Genomic DNA, 16,407 nt, shown 5'->3' on the forward strand with positions numbered 1-16,407 from the left:
CTAAAATCTAAAATCTAAAATCTAAAATCTAAAATCTAAAATCTAAAATCTAAAATCTAAAATCTAAAATCTAAAATCTAAAATCTAAAAATAAAAGTGTTTGAAGTAATAGCCGCCGAGCATAAAAATGAAATTTACCACGGCAATGTTCCAAATGATTTTTTTATAATTTCTAGATTTATCTAAGAAATGAAACGTGATAAAAATGAAGAGTAAAAGACAAGTATAAATGGCCGGATACATTTTAAAAGCGGCTGAAAAATCACCTTGAAAAAGTAAGAATAGAGAACGCTGAAATCCACACCCTAAACAGTCATAACCAAAGAAGGTTTTGAATAGGCAAGGGATCATGTATTTCTCTAAGCTCATGGTGAATCTTTTTTGCAATTTTACTAAAAAAATATGACAAACGTTTGGAGTGGTATAGAACAAGTACTTGAAAGTTTTATACTTTTGAAATCTTAAAATACAGGAAGGATGAAAACTTTTAAAATTATAATAATGATTCTTGCGATTTCGGTTGCGCTTTATGAGCAAGTTTCAGAGGAAAAAAACATCTATATCATGATTGCTGCAATTGTAGTTTTCATGTTCGGAATGATGCAGCTTAGTGCTAAAACACCAAGTAAAAATAACGATAAAGAAGAGTAGAATGCTGGCAAAAGGAGATAAGGTTTCTGTACTTGATGAAGCTATAAACGGAACGGTGATTTCGGTTAAAAACAATGAAGTTTTGATTGAAACTGAGGATGGATTTATGATGACATTTTTAGTCAATGAACTTATTAAAATACAAGAAACCAGTAATTTAATGAATTCTATTAAAAGAATTGATTTAGATGAAGTTTCAAAAGAGAAAACAGAGCCAAAACCGAGAAGTTTTGTTAAAGAAAAGAAAGATAAACGCGATGTTGGTGTTCCGGAATTTGATTTGCATATCGAAAAATTGGTTCCAAATAAACGCGGAATGTCTAACTATGATATTTTGACATTACAGACCGAAACAGCAAAAAGACATATCGAATTTGCGATTAGAAATCGCATTCCGAAAATCGTTTTTATTCATGGTGTGGGCGAAGGAATTTTGAAAGCAGAACTTGATTTTTTATTAGGCCGTTATGACGGAATTGATTTCCAAGATGCCAATTATCAAAAATACGGACTTGGAGCAACTGAAGTTTATATAAAACAAAACAATAAATAAAACCGCTTTTTTTTAAGGGAAAAGATAAATTGCAAAGCATAAAAAAACGTCTGTTTTTTGAAAAGATTTATACTTAAATCAAGACAAAAAATAGACGTTTTTTTTTGTAAGAATTATTTCGGCAGATTTCTTTTTAGAAATCTAAGTTTTTAGTCGGTTGCATCTCTGGTAACTTTTCCAAGAACGAAACTGCTTCCAAGTTTAAAGTTGCTTTTTCCTTTTTGTAAAATTACGTTTTTAAGAACAATCGTGTGTTCATAAACTTGCCCCGTTCGCGTAGTCGTTACTTCAATAATTCCACTTACGTTTGCTACACCAAGTTGGCCTGTCCATGTTTCATCGATTGCAGGAGAACTTGGTTGTACTTTAGCGCAAATAAAAGCTGGTGTAATAGATCCAGTTTCTGCCAATGCGGTTCTGTAAAATACTTTGTTTTGTGTTGCTGTTATTAAACTTGTACGAGGTTGATTGCTAGTTGTAGGTACATTTACGATCAAAGCAGGATCGATATCTTCGATCGATAAATAAAATGAATTGTTGTAATTGTAAGTTTTGTTGTCACATTCATAAGCCGAACCATTCGGATTAGTTTTGAAAGTCAAATCGGCTTTAGTTATAGTTGTGTTGTATGTTCCAAACACAAATTCAGCTTCTGTTTGATTTCCTGCTGGTTTTGCAAATGTTATATTTCTAAAAATAATACTATGTTCATAACCCTTTATTCTTGTGCTTCCGTCAGTTGCACTTGAATCTACTAGTTGAGTTGTTGCAACTTCAATCAAACCTTCAACTGCATTCCATTCTTCTGTTACTTTTGGAGTGGTAGGAGGTATTGCACCACAAATATTATCTTTTGCTACAGTTCCGTCATAAGCTCTATAAACGACACGGTATGATCCTTTTCCATTTGCGTCAATAGTATACGTGTAGGTTCCTTGATCATTAATGATTGCTCCCTGAGGCAATTGAAGCAAAAGCGCTTCCTGAGATTTTAGTTTATAAATTAAAGTATTTGTTAACGGATCGCAGGCTGATGATTCCTGTACATCAGCAAAATCTATTTCGTCTACAGTTAAATCTCCATCATCGCATCCGTTCAAGAAAAGAGCGAACAATAGGAGGGCAGCATATTTTTTCATCGTAAAATTTATTTGGGTCAAAAATAGTGAAAAAATTGCCAAATGATATTTAAGATTTGACAATTGATATTTCTTAACTTTGCAGCAATGAAAAAAGTATATCTAGATAATGCCTCAACAACTGCCATGCGTCCTGAAGTAATTCAGGAAATGACAAAAATAATGCTTGAGGATTACGGAAACCCATCGTCTACACATAGTTTTGGTCGAAACGGTAAGACCATATTAGAACTTTCTAGGAAGAGTATTGCAAAACACTTAAATTGTACTGCTCAAGAAATAATTTTCACCTCTGGCGGAACAGAAGCCGACAACTGGATTTTGCGCTCTGCTGTTGAAGATTTGAAGGTGGAGAGAATTATTACTTCAAAAATTGAACATCATGCTGTTTTGCATACTGTTTGGGTGCTTCAGGAAGAATACAATATTCAAGTTGATTATGTAAATGTAAATGCAGACGGTAGTCTAGACCTAACGCATTTGTCTAATTTATTATCCGAAGAAAAAAAGACTTTGGTTAGTTTAATGCATGTCAATAACGAAACGGGGACAATTTTAGATCTAGATCGTGTAAGTTTGATTAGCAAGCAGTATAGCGCTTTGTTCCATTCGGATACAGTTCAATCTGTCGGGAAAACGGAAATCGATCTTCAAAAAACGCCTATTGATTTTATTTTGGCGAGTGCACATAAATTTCACGGTCCAAAAGGTATTGGATTTGCTTTTATTCGAAAAAATTCTGGTTTACAACCCTTGCTTTTTGGAGGAGAACAAGAAAAAGGCCTTCGCGCAGGAACCGAAGCGGTACATCAGATTGCTGGTATGGCAAAAGCTTTGTCTATTTCTTATGAAAAATTAGAGGAAGAAAGAAATTATATTTTAGGAATAAAAAATTATCTCATAGAACAATTAGAAATTCATTTTCCAAATTTCAGAATTAACGGAAAAAAAGAAGATTTCTATAATATTATCAATATCATTCTGCCGTTTTCATCAGACAAAACTTCGATGCTGCTTTTTAGTTTAGATATGAAAGGAATTGCTGTTTCTAGAGGAAGCGCTTGCCAATCTGGAAGTATTAAACCGTCGCACGTTTTAAACGAAATGCTTTCGGAGACCGATTTAAAATTGCCAAATCTCCGAATTTCATTTAGTCATTACAACACCAAAGAAGATATCGATTGGTTAATTGAAAGTCTGAAAACAGTCTAAGTTGCTAAGATACTAAGGTTCTGAGATTCTGAGATTCTAAGTTTTTAGAGCCATTAAAATAAAAAAGTTCGCAAAGCTTGTTTTGATAAAGCTTTGCGAACTTTTTAAATTCTATTTAGATTCTCAATAAAAGCTTCTTTGCGTACTTTGCGGTAAAAACTACACTCAAAGTTTTTGAAACCTGAAACCTGAAACCTGAAACCTGAAACCTGAAACTTGAAACAAAAAACTATTTGCGAATTACTTTTACCTGAGAATCTTTGGTTAATTTGATGATCGTAGAAGATTTCCCGTTTATTTTGTCTTGGTTTAATTTCACCACATAATCAACACCGTTAATAATTTCCGGGCTAATGTCCTTGAAAGCTATTGGTGTTGGTTGTCCAGAAATATTAGCAGAAGTGGAAACCAAAGGCTTTTTCATTCTCTCCATCAATTTGAAGCAGAAAGGTTCTTTTACCAATCTAACCCCTAGCGATTTGTCCGCAGCAATAATATTTGGAGCAACATTTCTAGCATCATCAAGAATTAAAGTAGTGGGTTTCTCCGATAAATCCCAGATTTGCCATGCAACTTCAGGAATCTCTTTAAATACATTGTACAGCATCTTTTCGCCATTCATTAAAACAATCATGCTTTGTGTTTCTGCACGCTGTTTTAACTTGTAGATTTTAGCAACAGCTTCTGGGTTTGTAGCGTCACAGCCAATTCCCCAAACCGTATCTGTTGGATATAAAATGATACCGCCTTCCTTAATTACTTCGTATGCGTTGATAATTTCTTCGTTCATTATAAATGGAATATGTAAAGTGCAAAATTAATTTTTTTATTTGGTAAAAAAATCAAATTTACTTGGCAATAATTAAGTTTTTGTAATTTATAAGATTATTTTTGCACTTAAAGTTAGAATACCAAATAGCAAAAAAATCCAAGCCGTAAGCAGTTTTGCTTTAACCAAAAACCATATGAATAAAGTATTAGCAAAAGTAGTTATTCCTGTATACAAGGAATATTTTGGAGAATTAGAAGAAAAATCATTTTTACAAGGCTGCAAAATTTTAAAAGATTATGAAATTGTAATTGCGCATCCAGAAGGATTAAATTGTTCTTATTTGACTGAAAAATATGAGAATTTAACTTTCAAAAGTTTTCCTAAACATCATTTTGCTACTATAGATGGTTATAATGAGCTTTTGCTATTGCCAGAATTTTACGAGCCTTTTTTAGATTCAGAATATATATTGATTTATCAGCTTGATGCATTCGTTTTTAGAAATGAATTAGCAGAATGGTGCCAGAAAGGTTATGATTATATTGGTGCTCCCTGGATTGCAACTCCTGTAGATACTTTTGGAAAGAAAATATTAAACACAATTACTAAAAATTTCAGATCGGCTAAGAAAAAAGAGCGTGAACAGATTTTTTATAAAGTAGGTAATGGCGGATTTTCATTACGTAAAGTGGCTTCGCATTTTGCTATTGCAAAAGAAAAAAGCCAATTTATATCAGACTTTTTAAAAGCAGATAAAAAGCCAATTTATGCTACAGAAGACGTTTTTTGGTCTTTAAAAGCTCCCGAATTTGATTCAAATTTTAAAATTCCGGATTATAAAGAAGGTGTGCTTTTTGCCATAGATAGAAAACCAGAAATTGCTATGAAAATAGCGGGTAACAAACTTCCTTTTGGCTGTCATGCCATTAACAAACCTAAAGTGAATAAGTTCTGGAAACCAATTTTAGATCAATATTAATTTAAGCTTTTGTAAAAATCATAATAGTTTTTTTGCATTATGCTAAGATTATGATTTTGACTAACGAGCTGAAAGGCATTGGTTTTTATTTTTTCCTGTAAAGCTGGATTGTTTATAATTTTAAGTACGCTATTGGATAACGTTTCGGTATCTTTTAAATCGGCTAGAAATCCCGTTTCACCGTTTGTAATGACCTCTGGTGTTCCGCCGGCTTTAGTACATACCACAGGAATTTTACAGGCAAAAGCTTCATAGATAGTCAATGGAAGTCCTTCAGTTACAGAAGTTAATAGAAAAACATTAAATTCTGGAAGTAAATCGGCAGTATTTCGATATCCGGTAAAGAATAAATCATGCTCTAAATTATTTTCAATAGTATAATTTACTAACTCTTCTTTAAGAGGGCCGTCTCCAATTACAATAAATTTTATGGAGTCAGAAGTGTTGGTTTTTAGCTTAATTAGTTTAGCTGTGTCAATAAAAGTGTGTATGTCTTTTTGACTTGTAAGAGCGGCTATATTTCCCACTATTTTGGTTTCTGGTGCAAAATTAAACTCTTTATGAAGCAGATTTTGATTTGTCTTTTGAGCAAATTGTTCAACATCGATAGCGTCATAAATTGTTATAAGACGGTTTTGATCTACAATTTTTTCAAAAATAGCTTCAACAGCCTTAGAAACGCATATAATTTTATGAATTCTAGGATGCGAATATTTATACCTGTTTAAAAATTTGTCTTTAATTTTATTGTTTCTTTTTCTGCTAAATATTAAGGTAATTGATTTGTTTAAAAATTTTAAAGCAATAAGCGCAGCAGTCAAAGAAGACGAATCATGTATATGCAATACGGTTATCGATTCTTTTTTGCAGATTTTAATAATAGATAAAATCAGACTGAATAATTTGAATCGGTTTGTTGGGTAAGTAAAAAAATTAGCATTGTCATTTTTGCAGATAGCCGCTAAAACAGCTTTATCTGGACATAAAATGTATTGTTTTAGATCCATTTTATCAGCTAATAGCTTGTAGATTGTATACATTTGCGAATCGCCACCTCGAAAGTCAATCATCGAGGTAACATTTAGTATTTTCATTGCTTTAAATTTTTGCAAATATATGAGAAAAGGATTACTTTTTGTAAAAATATTCTTTTCTTTTTTTATTTCTATGAAAGCATTTAGTTATTTTTGAATTTTAAAAGTATAGATACCCATTATGTCATTTGAAATAAGCAAAAAAATTAAGTCCGAAGAACATTCAATACAACAAATTATCAGCAGTTTTGATTCTTCTGGTGAACTTTTTGGAAATGGCGATCGAAATAAAATAAAATTATTTGATCTAAATGGGAAGATTGTAAACGTGAAATCTTTCAAGATTCCTCATTTTATTAATAAAATAGCATATAAATATTTTAGAAAATCAAAAGCCAGACGATCTTTTGAATATGCAAACAAGCTTATAGAATTGGGTGTTGGAACACCAGAACCTATTGCATTTGTAGAGTTTTCGTCTTTATTAGGTTTAGAAAACAGCTATTATGTAAGTGAGCATCTTTTGTGTGACTTGACGTATAGAGAGCTTGTAGAAGTGCCTGATTATCCAGATCGTGATAATATTCTAAGACAATTTACCAAATTCAGTTTCGATCTTCATGAAAAGGGAATTGAATTTTTGGATCATTCTCCAGGAAACACTTTAATAAAAAAGAATGCGAACGGAAATTATGATTTTTTTCTAGTTGATTTGAACAGAATGGAATTTCATACTACAATGTCTTTTGAAACGCGTATGAAAAACTTATGCCGTTTGACTCCATTAAAAGAAATGGTGGCAACAATGAGTAACGAATATGCTAAATATTATAGCGAACCTGAAGAGAAGATTTTTAATACTTTATGGAAAGATACTTCAGATTTTCAAGAAAAGTTTTATCGAAAAAAACGTCTGAAAAAGAAACTTAAATTCTGGAAGAAGTAATTCTTCTTAACTCTTTATAGCGAACAAAAACGCTGTACGCATTAAGATAGCAGATTGTTACGCCTTTTCCTCCGTCCAGAAAACCCAATCGGATTATAAATTGGTACAAAAAAGTGTATAAAGGATGAAGAAATAGCAGTAGGAAATAAGGTTTTATTCCTTTTGCAAATTTTTCATTGGCTTTAAGAATTCCATAATTGTACATTTTCGATTTATAATCCTCATAAGAAGAGTAGGAGAAATGTATAATTTTATTTTTTAAAGTAGCGATTGGTCCGTTTACAATCAGTTTTTCGTGAACGGTTCTTTCTTCGTTGTATCTGCATTTTGATTTATTAAAAAGCCTAAAAATCTTGTCGGTTTGCCAGCCGCTGAAGTTTAGTCGGTGCTCCTTAAACATAAAAATGCGATAGATAAAATAAGCGCTTGCGGCGTTTTCAGCATTAATTGCAGTAACGATTTCAGATTTTAATTCGGGTGTTAATCTTTCGTCAGCATCAATAAATAAAACCCATGAGTTTTCGGCTTGCTCTAAGGCAAAATTTCGCTGAGAGGTATAATCAATAAAAGGATTCTGAATTAATTTTACGTTTTTGAAAGACTCGACAATAGGTACCGTTTTATCGGTGCTGTAAGAATCAACAACAATTATTTCATCTGCAAAATCAATGTCTTCAAGAAGTGATTTTATATGATGTTCTTCATTAAGCGTAATAATCAATACTGATAATTTTTGCTTTTCGCTATTCATTGGTGATGCTTTGCTTTTTCAATTTTTATATTCCTGAAAATAAGTCTCTAGTTTTTTAAGCATAAGTTCCAACGGATATTCAGCATAATATTCAAAAGTGTGTTCTTTTATGTATTGTTCGGTGTGCTTCTCGTAAATCTCAGGTTTTAAATCTTTTAAATGAATTGAAGCATTTTTTGCTTCATTTTCAAACAACTGCCAAGTTTCTTTTCTAACAGAAGGAGTAAAAATAGAGAAAGTTGGTATTTCTAGTGCTTTGGCCATATTTACAGCTCCTCCTTCGTTTCCTATCAACATCTCGCATTGAGAAAGTATTGCTAAAAACTGACGTAAATCTGTAGCGTACAAATCGAAAATAATATGCTTTTTTGTTTCTTCAGAACAATGGTTGTAAACCTCCAAAGCTTCCTCTTTCTGGTTCGGAATATAATTAAAGAGAATAGTAGCGTTTGTTTTTGCTACAGTAAAATCGATAATTTTTGCCATTCCGTCAAGCGGATAGGTTTTGTAGTGCTCGCTTCCTAAAATTCCAAACATAATAAGGGGTTTTTCAGGATCAATATTGTAGCTTTTTAAAATGCTTTTTGCTTCTGCAATTTCAGATTCTTTTAAAAAGATTTTCGGTTTTACATTCGTTATCTTTTCAGTAAAAAATGGTTTAAGGAGCAACAACCTGTTTTCAATTGCCAATCCATATTCTGATTTTATGGCATCAAAACGTTCGTAACTATAATTGTAAAAGATATTAGAATACCATTTATGATACGAAACTTTATATTTTGCTCCAGAAAAAAACGTAATTAAACTAGTTCCTAATTTGCTGTAAACGTCTATTACGGCATCATATTTTTTTCTTCGGATCTCAAAAATGAATTTAAGGAATCCAAAAGTCGATTTTCGGATTTTATTAGTCACCGGAATGATGTTATCGATATTCGGATTTTCTTTTAGAACATCAATCGAATTGGGATAACACATATAGTCAATTGTAGAGTCAGGAAACTTGCTCTTCAAGTTATTGCAAATAATTGTGCTTGTTAAAACGTCTCCAATTCTTTTTTGTTGGATAACTAATATTCTCATCTGGTTTTTTATTCAATTTGAAAGCTAAAGTACAAACTATTTTATGAAGTGCACAAGTGATGGCGGTAATAAGATTAAACTAAATTAAAAAGTTATATTTTTGTGGTCAACAAATTAAAATTTATAATGGGAATTAGCGGTTTGGTTATTACTTTCAATGAAGAAAAAAACATTGGAAAATGTATAGATGCCTTATTTAAAGTTTGTGATGAAGTTATTATTGTAGACTCTTTCAGTAAAGATCGCACAGTAGAAATAGCTAAAGAAAAAGGAGCGCAGGTTGTTCAACAGGCATTTTTAGGAGATGGTCCGCAGCGTACGCACGGTTTGCCTTTTTGTAAAAATGACTGGATTTTAAACCTTGATGCAGATGAGTTTTTAGACAAAGACGCAGAAGATTTTATTCTAAAGAAAAAATATTTGGAAGGAAATCATGATGCTTTAAGTTTTAGAGTAAAAAACTTTTTGGCCGATAAACTAATTGATTTTTCAGGATGGTATCCAGATCATAAAGTTCGTTTTTTTAATAAACAGACTGCTCATCCTTCAGATTCTAAAGTGCATCAGAAAATTGTAGCTCAAAATGAGAAAAAAGTTGCAGTGCACATTTTGCATTACGGATGGGATTCTTTTGATCAGATTATTGCTAAAAAGAATCAATATTCTGGATGGCATGCGCAGCAGTTGTATGATCAAGGAAAAAGAATTAATGCCTTTAAACCTGTTTTGAACGGAACTGTAGCTTTTGTTCGATGTTATTTCTTTAAAAAAGGAATCTTCAACGGTCTTGACGGATTGACCATCGCAATGATTCAGGCTTTTTTCTCTTATATGAAATATGCTAAACTTATTAAACTTCAAAAAAATAAGTAATAAAAAAAATCCAAATTCCAGTAATAATCTATTGGAATTTGGATTTTAAATATTTAGAGTTTTTAAAGCTTATACAGCAACATCGTATTCACGAAGCGCATTGTTTAAAGAAGTTTTTAAATCTGTAGATGGTTTACGAGTTCCAATGATTAATGCACAAGGAACTTGGAACTTTCCAGCTGCGAATTTCTTAGTGTAGCTTCCAGGAATAACTACAGAACGAGCAGGTACATAACCTTTCATTTCAACTGGCTCATCACCTGTAACATCGATAATTTTTGTAGATGCCGTCAAACATACGTTAGCTCCAAGAACTGCTTCTTTACCAACGTGAACACCTTCAACCACGATACAACGAGAACCGATAAAAGCACCGTCTTCGATAATAACAGGAGCAGCTTGTAATGGCTCCAAAACACCACCAATACCAACACCACCGCTTAAGTGTACATTTTTACCAATTTGAGCACAGCTTCCTACGGTTGCCCAAGTGTCAACCATTGTTCCTTCGTCAACATAAGCACCAATGTTTACGTAACTTGGCATTAAGATTACACCGCTTGAGATGTAAGCTCCATAACGAGCAACAGCATTTGGTACTACACGAATTCCTTTTTCAGCATAATTTCTTTTTAGCAACATTTTGTCGTGGTACTCAAAAATACCAGATTCCCATGTTTCCATTTTTTGAATCGGGAAATACATCACAACCGCTTTCTTAACCCATTCGTTTACCTGCCATTTGTCACCAACTGGTTCAGCAACACGTAATTTTCCAGCGTCTACTAATTCGATAACTTCTCTAATAGCATCAGTTGTTGCGGTTTCTTGTAATAAAGCTCTATTTTCCCAAGCTTGTTCAATTATAGTCTGTAAAGAATTCATACGTTTAATTTTTTGGCAAAGATAAGGTATTTGTAGAAATGCAAAAAAGTAAAACGGTTTGAAAATGTTACAGATTTAACTTTTTGTTTCTTATTTGTAAGGTTAATGAAGCGATATGTATTTTTTACTAATACCGCTACCACTAGAAGTTTTTTTTGTATCAAAATATGACAAAAGTCAGGGTTTCTGCTTTTTCTTCGCTTTAATTTCGCAGTGTTGATCAACAATTCCATTCCATAAATAAATCATATAAGCAGTAAAATATGAATCAAGAAAATCACCTTCAAAACAGAGTAATCATTGACAAAGAAGTAAGCTGGGATAAAACTCAGGTTATTATGAGTAAAACAAATGCTTTTGGTATTATAGAATATGCCAACGAAGTGTTTGTAGATGTTTGTGGTTACGAAGACTATGAATTAATGGGGCAGCCTCATAATATCATACGTCACCCCGATATGCCAAAAGTAATCTTTAAAGTGCTTTGGGAAAATCTTAAAAACGGGAAAAACTTTCACGCTATTGTAAAAAACCTTGCAAAGTCTGGAAGATACTATTGGGTAATTACCGATTTTGAAATCGCCCGAGACGAAAACGACGTTATTGTAAATTATTTCGGAAGAAGACAAGCTGTACCGCAGGAAGTTATTGCGATGCATATTGAACCTTTATATAAAAAGTTATTGCAGATTGAAGCCGCAAGCGGAGTTGAATTTAGCGAAAAGTACTTAATAGGATTCTTGGAAGAGAAAAAGAGAACGTACGTTGAATATATTAAGGAGCTGATTTACGAACACGAAAAATCACAATCTAAGTTTGCTAATTACAGTGAAGAAGAGGATGCAGGAGAGGAAGAAGAACACAGAGGTTTTTTTGGCCGATTGTTTGGAAGATAAATTGAGTTATTTTTTAGGTTTGAATATTTGGATAAAAGTCCGTCTTGAATTTTCAAGGCGGATTTTTTTATTGAAAGCAATCTTGGAAAAAGTTTATTTTGAGTGAAATGGAAAAATACAAAAATATTTTAAACTAAATTTGCTGAAAAATTACAACATGCCAAGAATCCTTTCAATAGATTACGGACAAAAACGCACAGGGATAGCTGTTACAGACGAAATGCAGATTATTGCTTCGGGCTTAACTACAATTCCGACTCATACTTTGATTGACTTTTTGAAAGATTATTTTGCTAAAGAAAAAGTCGAAGCGGTTTTAATTGGAGAACCCAAACAAATGAACGGTCTTCCGTCTGAAAGTGCTTCTGTGATTAATGGCTTTGTAATTCATTTTTCGAATATTTTTCCCGATATGAAAGTAATTCGTGTTGATGAGCGTTTTACTTCAAAAATGGCATTTCAAACTATGATCGACAGCGGTTTAAATAAAAAGCAACGTCAGAACAAAGGTTTGATAGACGAAATTTCTGCTACAATTCTGCTTCAAGATTATCTTTCCGCAAAAAAATAACGCTGTTCGTCGTATTTTTTATTTATAATTTAATGGTTTTTAGAAAATCCTAACTTTTATCATCTAAAAATTAGTTTTTTTTTGCAATTAAAAAAGTACCTTTGCACTTTAAATAAAAATACTGTTATGCCTGACGAAACCATACGTTCAAATAGTGATGTAGTACTCATTGGCGCTGGAATAATGAGTGCCACTCTTGGAGTAATTTTGAAAGAATTACAACCAGATATAAAAATTGAAATTTACGAAAGATTAGATGTTGCAGCAGCTGAAAGTTCTGATGCTTGGAATAATGCAGGAACTGGACATTCGGCTTTTTGTGAACTAAATTATACTCCAGAAAAGGCAGATGGCAGTATCGATCCTAAAAAAGCAATAAGTATTGCAGAATCATTTGAGATTTCGCGCCAGTTTTGGTCTTACTTAGTGCAACAAAATAAAGTGCCGTCTCCGGATAATTTTATTAAAAGCGTACCTCATATGAGTTTTGTATGGGGAGATAAAAACGTAGATTATTTAAAAAAGAGATTTGAAGCGCTTCAAAGCAATCCAATTTTCTCTGATATGACTTTCAGTACCGATTTTGAGCAACTTCAGAAATGGATGCCGCTGGTAATGGAAGGCAGAACTGCTGACGAAAAATTAGCAGCAACACATATGGAAATTGGTACCGATGTTAACTTTGGTGCTTTAACAAGAAGTATGTTCAATTACTTAGAAAAATTAGATGGTGTTTCTTTGTATTTTAATCATGAGGTTAAAAAACTAAAACAGCGTGAAGATAAATCTTGGAGAATTAAAATTAAAGATTTGTCGACAGGAAAAACTCGTAAAGCCTATACTAAATTTGTATTTATTGGTGCGGGTGGAGGTTCTCTTCCTTTATTAGAAAAAGCAAATGTTCCTGAAGGAAATGGATATGGAGGTTTCCCTGTAAGCGGACAATGGCTAAAATGTACAAATCCTGAGGTAATTGCAAAACACCAAGCAAAAGTTTACGGAAAAGCAAGTGTTGGAGCTCCTCCAATGTCTGTTCCCCATATTGATACTCGTGTAATTGATGGAGAAAAAGCACTTCTTTTTGGTCCATTTGCAGGATTTTCAACTCGTTTCTTGAAAAATGGTTCTTATTTAGATTTACCGTTATCTATTAAGCCTAACAATTTAATTCCGATGCTGGCTGCAGGATATCATAATATTCCATTAACAAAATATTTGATCGAGCAAGTTCGCCAGTCGCCAAAAGATAGAATGAAAGCTTTACGCGAATATCTTCCAACAGCTCGTTCAAAAGATTGGAAATTGGAAAAAGCAGGACAGCGTGTTCAGGTTATCAAAAAAGATGAAAAAGATGGCGGAGTTTTAGAATTTGGTACCGAAGTAATTAATACGCATGACGGAACGTTGGCGGTTTTATTAGGTGCATCTCCAGGTGCTTCTACAGCTGTAGCAATTATGGTTGATTTGATCAGCAGATGTTTTACACATCAAATTAAAACACCAGAATGGCAAGCAAAATTAAAAACAATGATTCCTTCTTATGGTCAGACTTTAAATGATAAGCCAGAACTTTTAGAAGAGCTTAGAAAACAAACAGCAGAAGTTTTAAAATTAAATTAAGCTTTTCCTTATATTGAATAAAACACAAATCCAGATGAGAATTAATCTGGATTTGTTTTTTTTAGGTCGGTTGTGTTTTTTAGAATTTTTTCAGCCAGATTACTCATCCAGATCAATTGTTCAATTACCATTTGTGCTTCCTGCATTTTGGCTTGACGCGTTTCTTTATCCAAATCATCATCTTCGGCTAAGCGCGTAAAATGCCTTCGCTTTAATTCTTCAAATTGCAAAGTCACATCTTCTTTTTCAAAAAAAGTATCCTTTATAATAACTTCATTTCTTAAAACAGAAATAGAATGATCCAAATTGGCTAAAATTGTTTTGATGATATAATTAAAAGAATCTGATGCAGAAGTGGTTTGGTGTGACTGAATATAAGTTGACAATGAAGCCAAAGCAGATAATAAAGAGTGGTTTAAAACTACCAATTTGTTAACCAAAGGCATGGTCTTCTGTTTCGATTTTGGCTCTTGCATCATGCGCTGGAAAGAAGTCATTAAATTGCCTATTTCAACAAAAGCATTTTTTCTTGCAAGACGGTAAGAAGTAGGAACTTCTCCTTTTTTGTTATAAAAATCTGCAATTTCTTTGAGATAATTCCTGTTCGCTCGAATCGTGTTTTCGATATGAATAGGCGTATTGATAAATTCCCACGCAGGCCATAAAAACTGATTGGCAATAAAGGCTAAAATAGCTCCGGCAAGCGAATCTAAGATTCTGTATTGGATTACTTCATTGATATCTGGGGTAAGAATTCCGTAAATGAAAACGACATACATCGTAACAAATGTCGCACTTATCTTATAGTTGATTTGGGTAAATGAAATTCCCAAAAGCATACAAACAATAGAGAAAATGCTTAATGCTACGTGATTCTGAATAACCGATACAATTCCGAAAGCTATAAATCCTCCCAAAACAGTTCCGAACATCCTGTTGTAAGATCGTTCCTTTGTTAAGCCGTAACCAGGGCGCATGATTACTACAATCGTAAGCAGAATCCAATATACGTTTTGAAATGGAAGCACTTGTCCGAGAAAGAAACCGATTAAAATAGTAATGGTTAATCGTATCGAATGTCTGAAAATCGAAGAAGAATAGCTTAAATTTTCGATTAAAGTTCGCAACGGATAATATTGTGGCGTAAGGAATTTTTCAAGCTCCTTGTCTTTGTCTTTTAGTTTATAAGACTGCATGGCTAGAGAAAGTGCGCGCTGAATGGTTTTGATTTTTCCAACCTGATTTTTAGCATATTTCAGCATATTGGTTAGCATTAAAACACCTTCTGCGGCTTCTTCTTTACCTAATATTTTTTCATAATCAAAAATGGCAAATTCAAGAGCATCCAATTCGTTTTTCAAATCATGTTTATCAACATAAACACTAATATGACGGACATTTTTTGAAAGCTTCTTAAGGGTTGAAGCCAGTTTATAGGCAACATTTTGATACGTTCTTAAAACATCGGGATGTTTGGCGAATTTTTCATGAAGTTTGCTATGATCAAAAGAAGTGTACAGCGCCAATTCTTGAATTTCGACTAAAGTAATAAAGACTAAAAGCATTTTTCGATTCTGACTTGTAATTCCAGATGCATTCTGGTTTCCAATCAGCATTTTTCTTAAATCTTCATGAATAAGATTCAATTCTACCTGTACAGCTAGTTGTTTCTCGATTATAGCTTTTCTATTGGCTTCAGGGCTCCATAAATCACCTCTTAGTTTTAGATATTTGGCAGTAAGTTTTATTCCTTCAGCGATTTGTAATTCTACATATTTATAGGGCTGTACAAAATGAAAAACAAGAGATACTGCCAAATACAGAATTCCTCCGATAAAAATAAAGCCAGAATATTCAAAAGCTTCCCAACCTTCATGTAAATGTCCAAAAGAAAGAGAAATAGATAATAAAGCCGAGAAAGAGATCAGGGTTGCTCGTTGCCCATAAACCGAAATCATAGAGCATAAAAACAATAGAAATCCTAAAAAGATATAAAAAAGAAAAGGATATGGATAAACGAGATTTACCAGCAGATTAACACCTGAAACAATAAATGAGGCTGCAATTAATCCTTTTATTTTATGGCTAAGAGAACTTGGAATATCGCTGGGATAGGTGTAAAAAGCTCCAAGTGCGATGGTGAACCCAATTTCAAAATGACCTAAAAAATTTAAAACTAAAACAGGAACAACAGAAGCAATAGTTACTTTGGAAGCATTGAAAAAAGAAGTGCTGTTTGTAAATTTTGAAATCTTATCAATCATAAAAAGAGGTTTACTAACAAAGGTAAGAATTGTAGGAGTGATTTTGGCATAATTATGGATGAGATTTTTAACAGCTTGTAAAAAATGCGATATAATAGATTATTAGAATCATTCTTGACTATTTTTTACTATTTTTGCCAGCTGAAATAGCATAACTTTAATTCTGTTTTTGCAGCAT

17 protein-coding genes are annotated in these 16,407 nt (G+C 32.8%); 9 read left to right on the top strand and 8 right to left on the bottom strand.

Features of this window, described 5'->3' with window-relative positions; all coding sequences use genetic code 11:
- Positions 1-84: 84 nt before the first annotated feature.
- Positions 85-369, bottom strand: coding sequence for a DUF2752 domain-containing protein (locus SOM12_RS03510; protein WP_320492401.1), 285 nt, complete (start codon positions 367-369; stop codon positions 85-87).
- Between the two features lie 108 nt (positions 370-477).
- On the opposite strand from SOM12_RS03510, the gene SOM12_RS03515 reads away from it, so the two are divergent.
- The gene (locus SOM12_RS03515; protein WP_008462622.1) at positions 478-651 is read left to right on the top strand and encodes a hypothetical protein; all 174 of its coding nucleotides are present in this window, start codon (positions 478-480) and stop codon (positions 649-651) included.
- A 1-nt stretch (position 652) separates the two neighbouring features.
- Positions 653-1,204 (top strand): Smr/MutS family protein, encoded by a 552-nt coding sequence (locus tag SOM12_RS03520; protein WP_320492404.1) that lies wholly within the window; start codon positions 653-655, stop codon positions 1,202-1,204.
- Between the two features lie 149 nt (positions 1,205-1,353).
- Here SOM12_RS03520 and SOM12_RS03525 read toward each other — a convergent pair whose 3' ends face one another.
- Positions 1,354-2,343, bottom strand: a complete 990-nt coding sequence (locus SOM12_RS03525) for a hypothetical protein (RefSeq protein WP_320492405.1) — start codon at positions 2,341-2,343, stop codon at positions 1,354-1,356.
- Positions 2,344-2,430: 87 nt separating this feature from the next.
- Here SOM12_RS03525 and SOM12_RS03530 point away from each other — a divergent pair, with 87 nt between their 5' ends.
- Positions 2,431-3,555 carry a cysteine desulfurase family protein gene (locus SOM12_RS03530; protein WP_320492406.1) on the top strand — a complete coding sequence of 375 codons (1,125 nt, stop codon included), beginning with the start codon at positions 2,431-2,433 and terminating at the stop codon, positions 3,553-3,555.
- A 229-nt stretch (positions 3,556-3,784) separates the two neighbouring features.
- Here the strand turns inward: SOM12_RS03530 and SOM12_RS03535 are convergent, their stop codons facing one another.
- Positions 3,785-4,345 (bottom strand): L-threonylcarbamoyladenylate synthase, encoded by a 561-nt coding sequence (locus tag SOM12_RS03535; RefSeq protein WP_320492407.1) that lies wholly within the window; start codon positions 4,343-4,345, stop codon positions 3,785-3,787.
- Positions 4,346-4,520: 175 nt separating this feature from the next.
- On the opposite strand from SOM12_RS03535, the gene SOM12_RS03540 reads away from it, so the two are divergent.
- The gene (locus tag SOM12_RS03540) at positions 4,521-5,306 is read left to right on the top strand and encodes a DUF5672 family protein (RefSeq protein ID WP_320492408.1); all 786 of its coding nucleotides are present in this window, start codon (positions 4,521-4,523) and stop codon (positions 5,304-5,306) included.
- Here SOM12_RS03540 and SOM12_RS03545 read toward each other — a convergent pair.
- Positions 5,303-6,400: a glycosyltransferase family 4 protein gene (locus tag SOM12_RS03545; RefSeq protein WP_095930933.1), complete on the bottom strand. Its 1,098-nt coding sequence runs from the start codon at positions 6,398-6,400 to the stop codon at positions 5,303-5,305. The two genes, SOM12_RS03540 and SOM12_RS03545, sit on opposite strands and share 4 nt — an antisense overlap.
- Positions 6,401-6,521: 121 nt before the next feature.
- On the opposite strand from SOM12_RS03545, the gene SOM12_RS03550 reads away from it, so the two are divergent.
- Entirely contained in the window at positions 6,522-7,286 is a 765-nt protein-coding gene (locus tag SOM12_RS03550; RefSeq protein WP_320492409.1) for a lipopolysaccharide kinase InaA family protein, read from the top strand.
- Here the strand turns inward: SOM12_RS03550 and SOM12_RS03555 are convergent.
- Together SOM12_RS03555 and SOM12_RS03560 are read right to left on the bottom strand one after the other, a co-directional pair.
- Positions 7,267-8,037, bottom strand: coding sequence for a glycosyltransferase family 2 protein (locus tag SOM12_RS03555; RefSeq protein WP_320492410.1), 771 nt, complete (start codon positions 8,035-8,037; stop codon positions 7,267-7,269). The genes SOM12_RS03550 and SOM12_RS03555 overlap by 20 nt on opposite strands.
- An 18-nt stretch (positions 8,038-8,055) precedes the next feature.
- Positions 8,056-9,120, bottom strand: coding sequence for a glycosyltransferase family 9 protein (locus SOM12_RS03560; RefSeq protein ID WP_320492411.1), 1,065 nt, complete (start codon positions 9,118-9,120; stop codon positions 8,056-8,058).
- A 126-nt stretch (positions 9,121-9,246) separates the two neighbouring features.
- On the opposite strand from SOM12_RS03560, the gene SOM12_RS03565 reads away from it, so the two are divergent.
- Positions 9,247-9,993 carry a glycosyltransferase family 2 protein gene (locus SOM12_RS03565; RefSeq protein WP_320492715.1) on the top strand — a complete coding sequence of 249 codons (747 nt, stop codon included), beginning with the start codon at positions 9,247-9,249 and terminating at the stop codon, positions 9,991-9,993.
- 69 nt (positions 9,994-10,062) lie between these two features.
- Here the strand turns inward: SOM12_RS03565 and SOM12_RS03570 are convergent, their stop codons facing one another.
- The gene (locus SOM12_RS03570; RefSeq protein WP_320492412.1) at positions 10,063-10,878 is read right to left on the bottom strand and encodes a 2,3,4,5-tetrahydropyridine-2,6-dicarboxylate N-succinyltransferase; all 816 of its coding nucleotides are present in this window, start codon (positions 10,876-10,878) and stop codon (positions 10,063-10,065) included.
- Between the two features lie 263 nt (positions 10,879-11,141).
- Here SOM12_RS03570 and SOM12_RS03575 point away from each other — a divergent pair, with 263 nt between their 5' ends.
- The 3 genes from SOM12_RS03575 (at position 11,142) to SOM12_RS03585 (ending at position 13,965) form a co-directional block, all read left to right on the top strand.
- Complete coding sequence (locus SOM12_RS03575) at positions 11,142-11,774, top strand: PAS domain-containing protein (protein WP_095930926.1); 633 nt, start codon at positions 11,142-11,144, stop codon at positions 11,772-11,774.
- 157 nt (positions 11,775-11,931) lie between these two features.
- Positions 11,932-12,345 carry a Holliday junction resolvase RuvX gene (gene ruvX, locus SOM12_RS03580; RefSeq protein ID WP_320492413.1) on the top strand — a complete coding sequence of 138 codons (414 nt, stop codon included), beginning with the start codon at positions 11,932-11,934 and terminating at the stop codon, positions 12,343-12,345.
- A 126-nt stretch (positions 12,346-12,471) separates the two neighbouring features.
- Positions 12,472-13,965, top strand: coding sequence for a malate:quinone oxidoreductase (locus tag SOM12_RS03585; protein ID WP_320492414.1), 1,494 nt, complete (start codon positions 12,472-12,474; stop codon positions 13,963-13,965).
- Between the two features lie 41 nt (positions 13,966-14,006).
- Here SOM12_RS03585 and SOM12_RS03590 read toward each other — a convergent pair whose 3' ends face one another.
- A complete protein-coding gene (locus SOM12_RS03590; protein WP_320492415.1) occupies positions 14,007-16,229 on the bottom strand; it encodes an FUSC family protein in 2,223 nt (740 codons plus the stop codon).
- Positions 16,230-16,407: the final 178 nt, after the last annotated feature.

It is taken from the genome of Flavobacterium sp. CFBP9031, from assembly GCF_034044945.1.
Lineage (GTDB): Bacteria > Bacteroidota > Bacteroidia > Flavobacteriales > Flavobacteriaceae > Flavobacterium.

Coding starts and splice junctions, on each gene's coding strand:
- SOM12_RS03550 (WP_320492409.1), top strand. CDS start 6,522: ATGTCATTTGAAATAAGCAAAAAAATTAAGTCCGAAGAACATTCAATA.
- SOM12_RS03510 (WP_320492401.1), bottom strand. CDS start 369: ATGAGCTTAGAGAAATACATGATCCCTTGCCTATTCAAAACCTTCTTT.
- ruvX (WP_320492413.1), top strand. CDS start 11,932: ATGCCAAGAATCCTTTCAATAGATTACGGACAAAAACGCACAGGGATA.
- SOM12_RS03555 (WP_320492410.1), bottom strand. CDS start 8,037: ATGAATAGCGAAAAGCAAAAATTATCAGTATTGATTATTACGCTTAAT.
- SOM12_RS03515 (WP_008462622.1), top strand. CDS start 478: ATGAAAACTTTTAAAATTATAATAATGATTCTTGCGATTTCGGTTGCG.
- SOM12_RS03525 (WP_320492405.1), bottom strand. CDS start 2,343: ATGAAAAAATATGCTGCCCTCCTATTGTTCGCTCTTTTCTTGAACGGA.
- SOM12_RS03575 (WP_095930926.1), top strand. CDS start 11,142: ATGAATCAAGAAAATCACCTTCAAAACAGAGTAATCATTGACAAAGAA.
- SOM12_RS03565 (WP_320492715.1), top strand. CDS start 9,247: ATGGGAATTAGCGGTTTGGTTATTACTTTCAATGAAGAAAAAAACATT.
- SOM12_RS03545 (WP_095930933.1), bottom strand. CDS start 6,400: ATGAAAATACTAAATGTTACCTCGATGATTGACTTTCGAGGTGGCGAT.
- SOM12_RS03585 (WP_320492414.1), top strand. CDS start 12,472: ATGCCTGACGAAACCATACGTTCAAATAGTGATGTAGTACTCATTGGC.
- SOM12_RS03535 (WP_320492407.1), bottom strand. CDS start 4,345: ATGAACGAAGAAATTATCAACGCATACGAAGTAATTAAGGAAGGCGGT.
- SOM12_RS03540 (WP_320492408.1), top strand. CDS start 4,521: ATGAATAAAGTATTAGCAAAAGTAGTTATTCCTGTATACAAGGAATAT.
- SOM12_RS03520 (WP_320492404.1), top strand. CDS start 653: ATGCTGGCAAAAGGAGATAAGGTTTCTGTACTTGATGAAGCTATAAAC.
- SOM12_RS03560 (WP_320492411.1), bottom strand. CDS start 9,120: ATGAGAATATTAGTTATCCAACAAAAAAGAATTGGAGACGTTTTAACA.
- SOM12_RS03570 (WP_320492412.1), bottom strand. CDS start 10,878: ATGAATTCTTTACAGACTATAATTGAACAAGCTTGGGAAAATAGAGCT.
- SOM12_RS03530 (WP_320492406.1), top strand. CDS start 2,431: ATGAAAAAAGTATATCTAGATAATGCCTCAACAACTGCCATGCGTCCT.
- SOM12_RS03590 (WP_320492415.1), bottom strand. CDS start 16,229: ATGATTGATAAGATTTCAAAATTTACAAACAGCACTTCTTTTTTCAAT.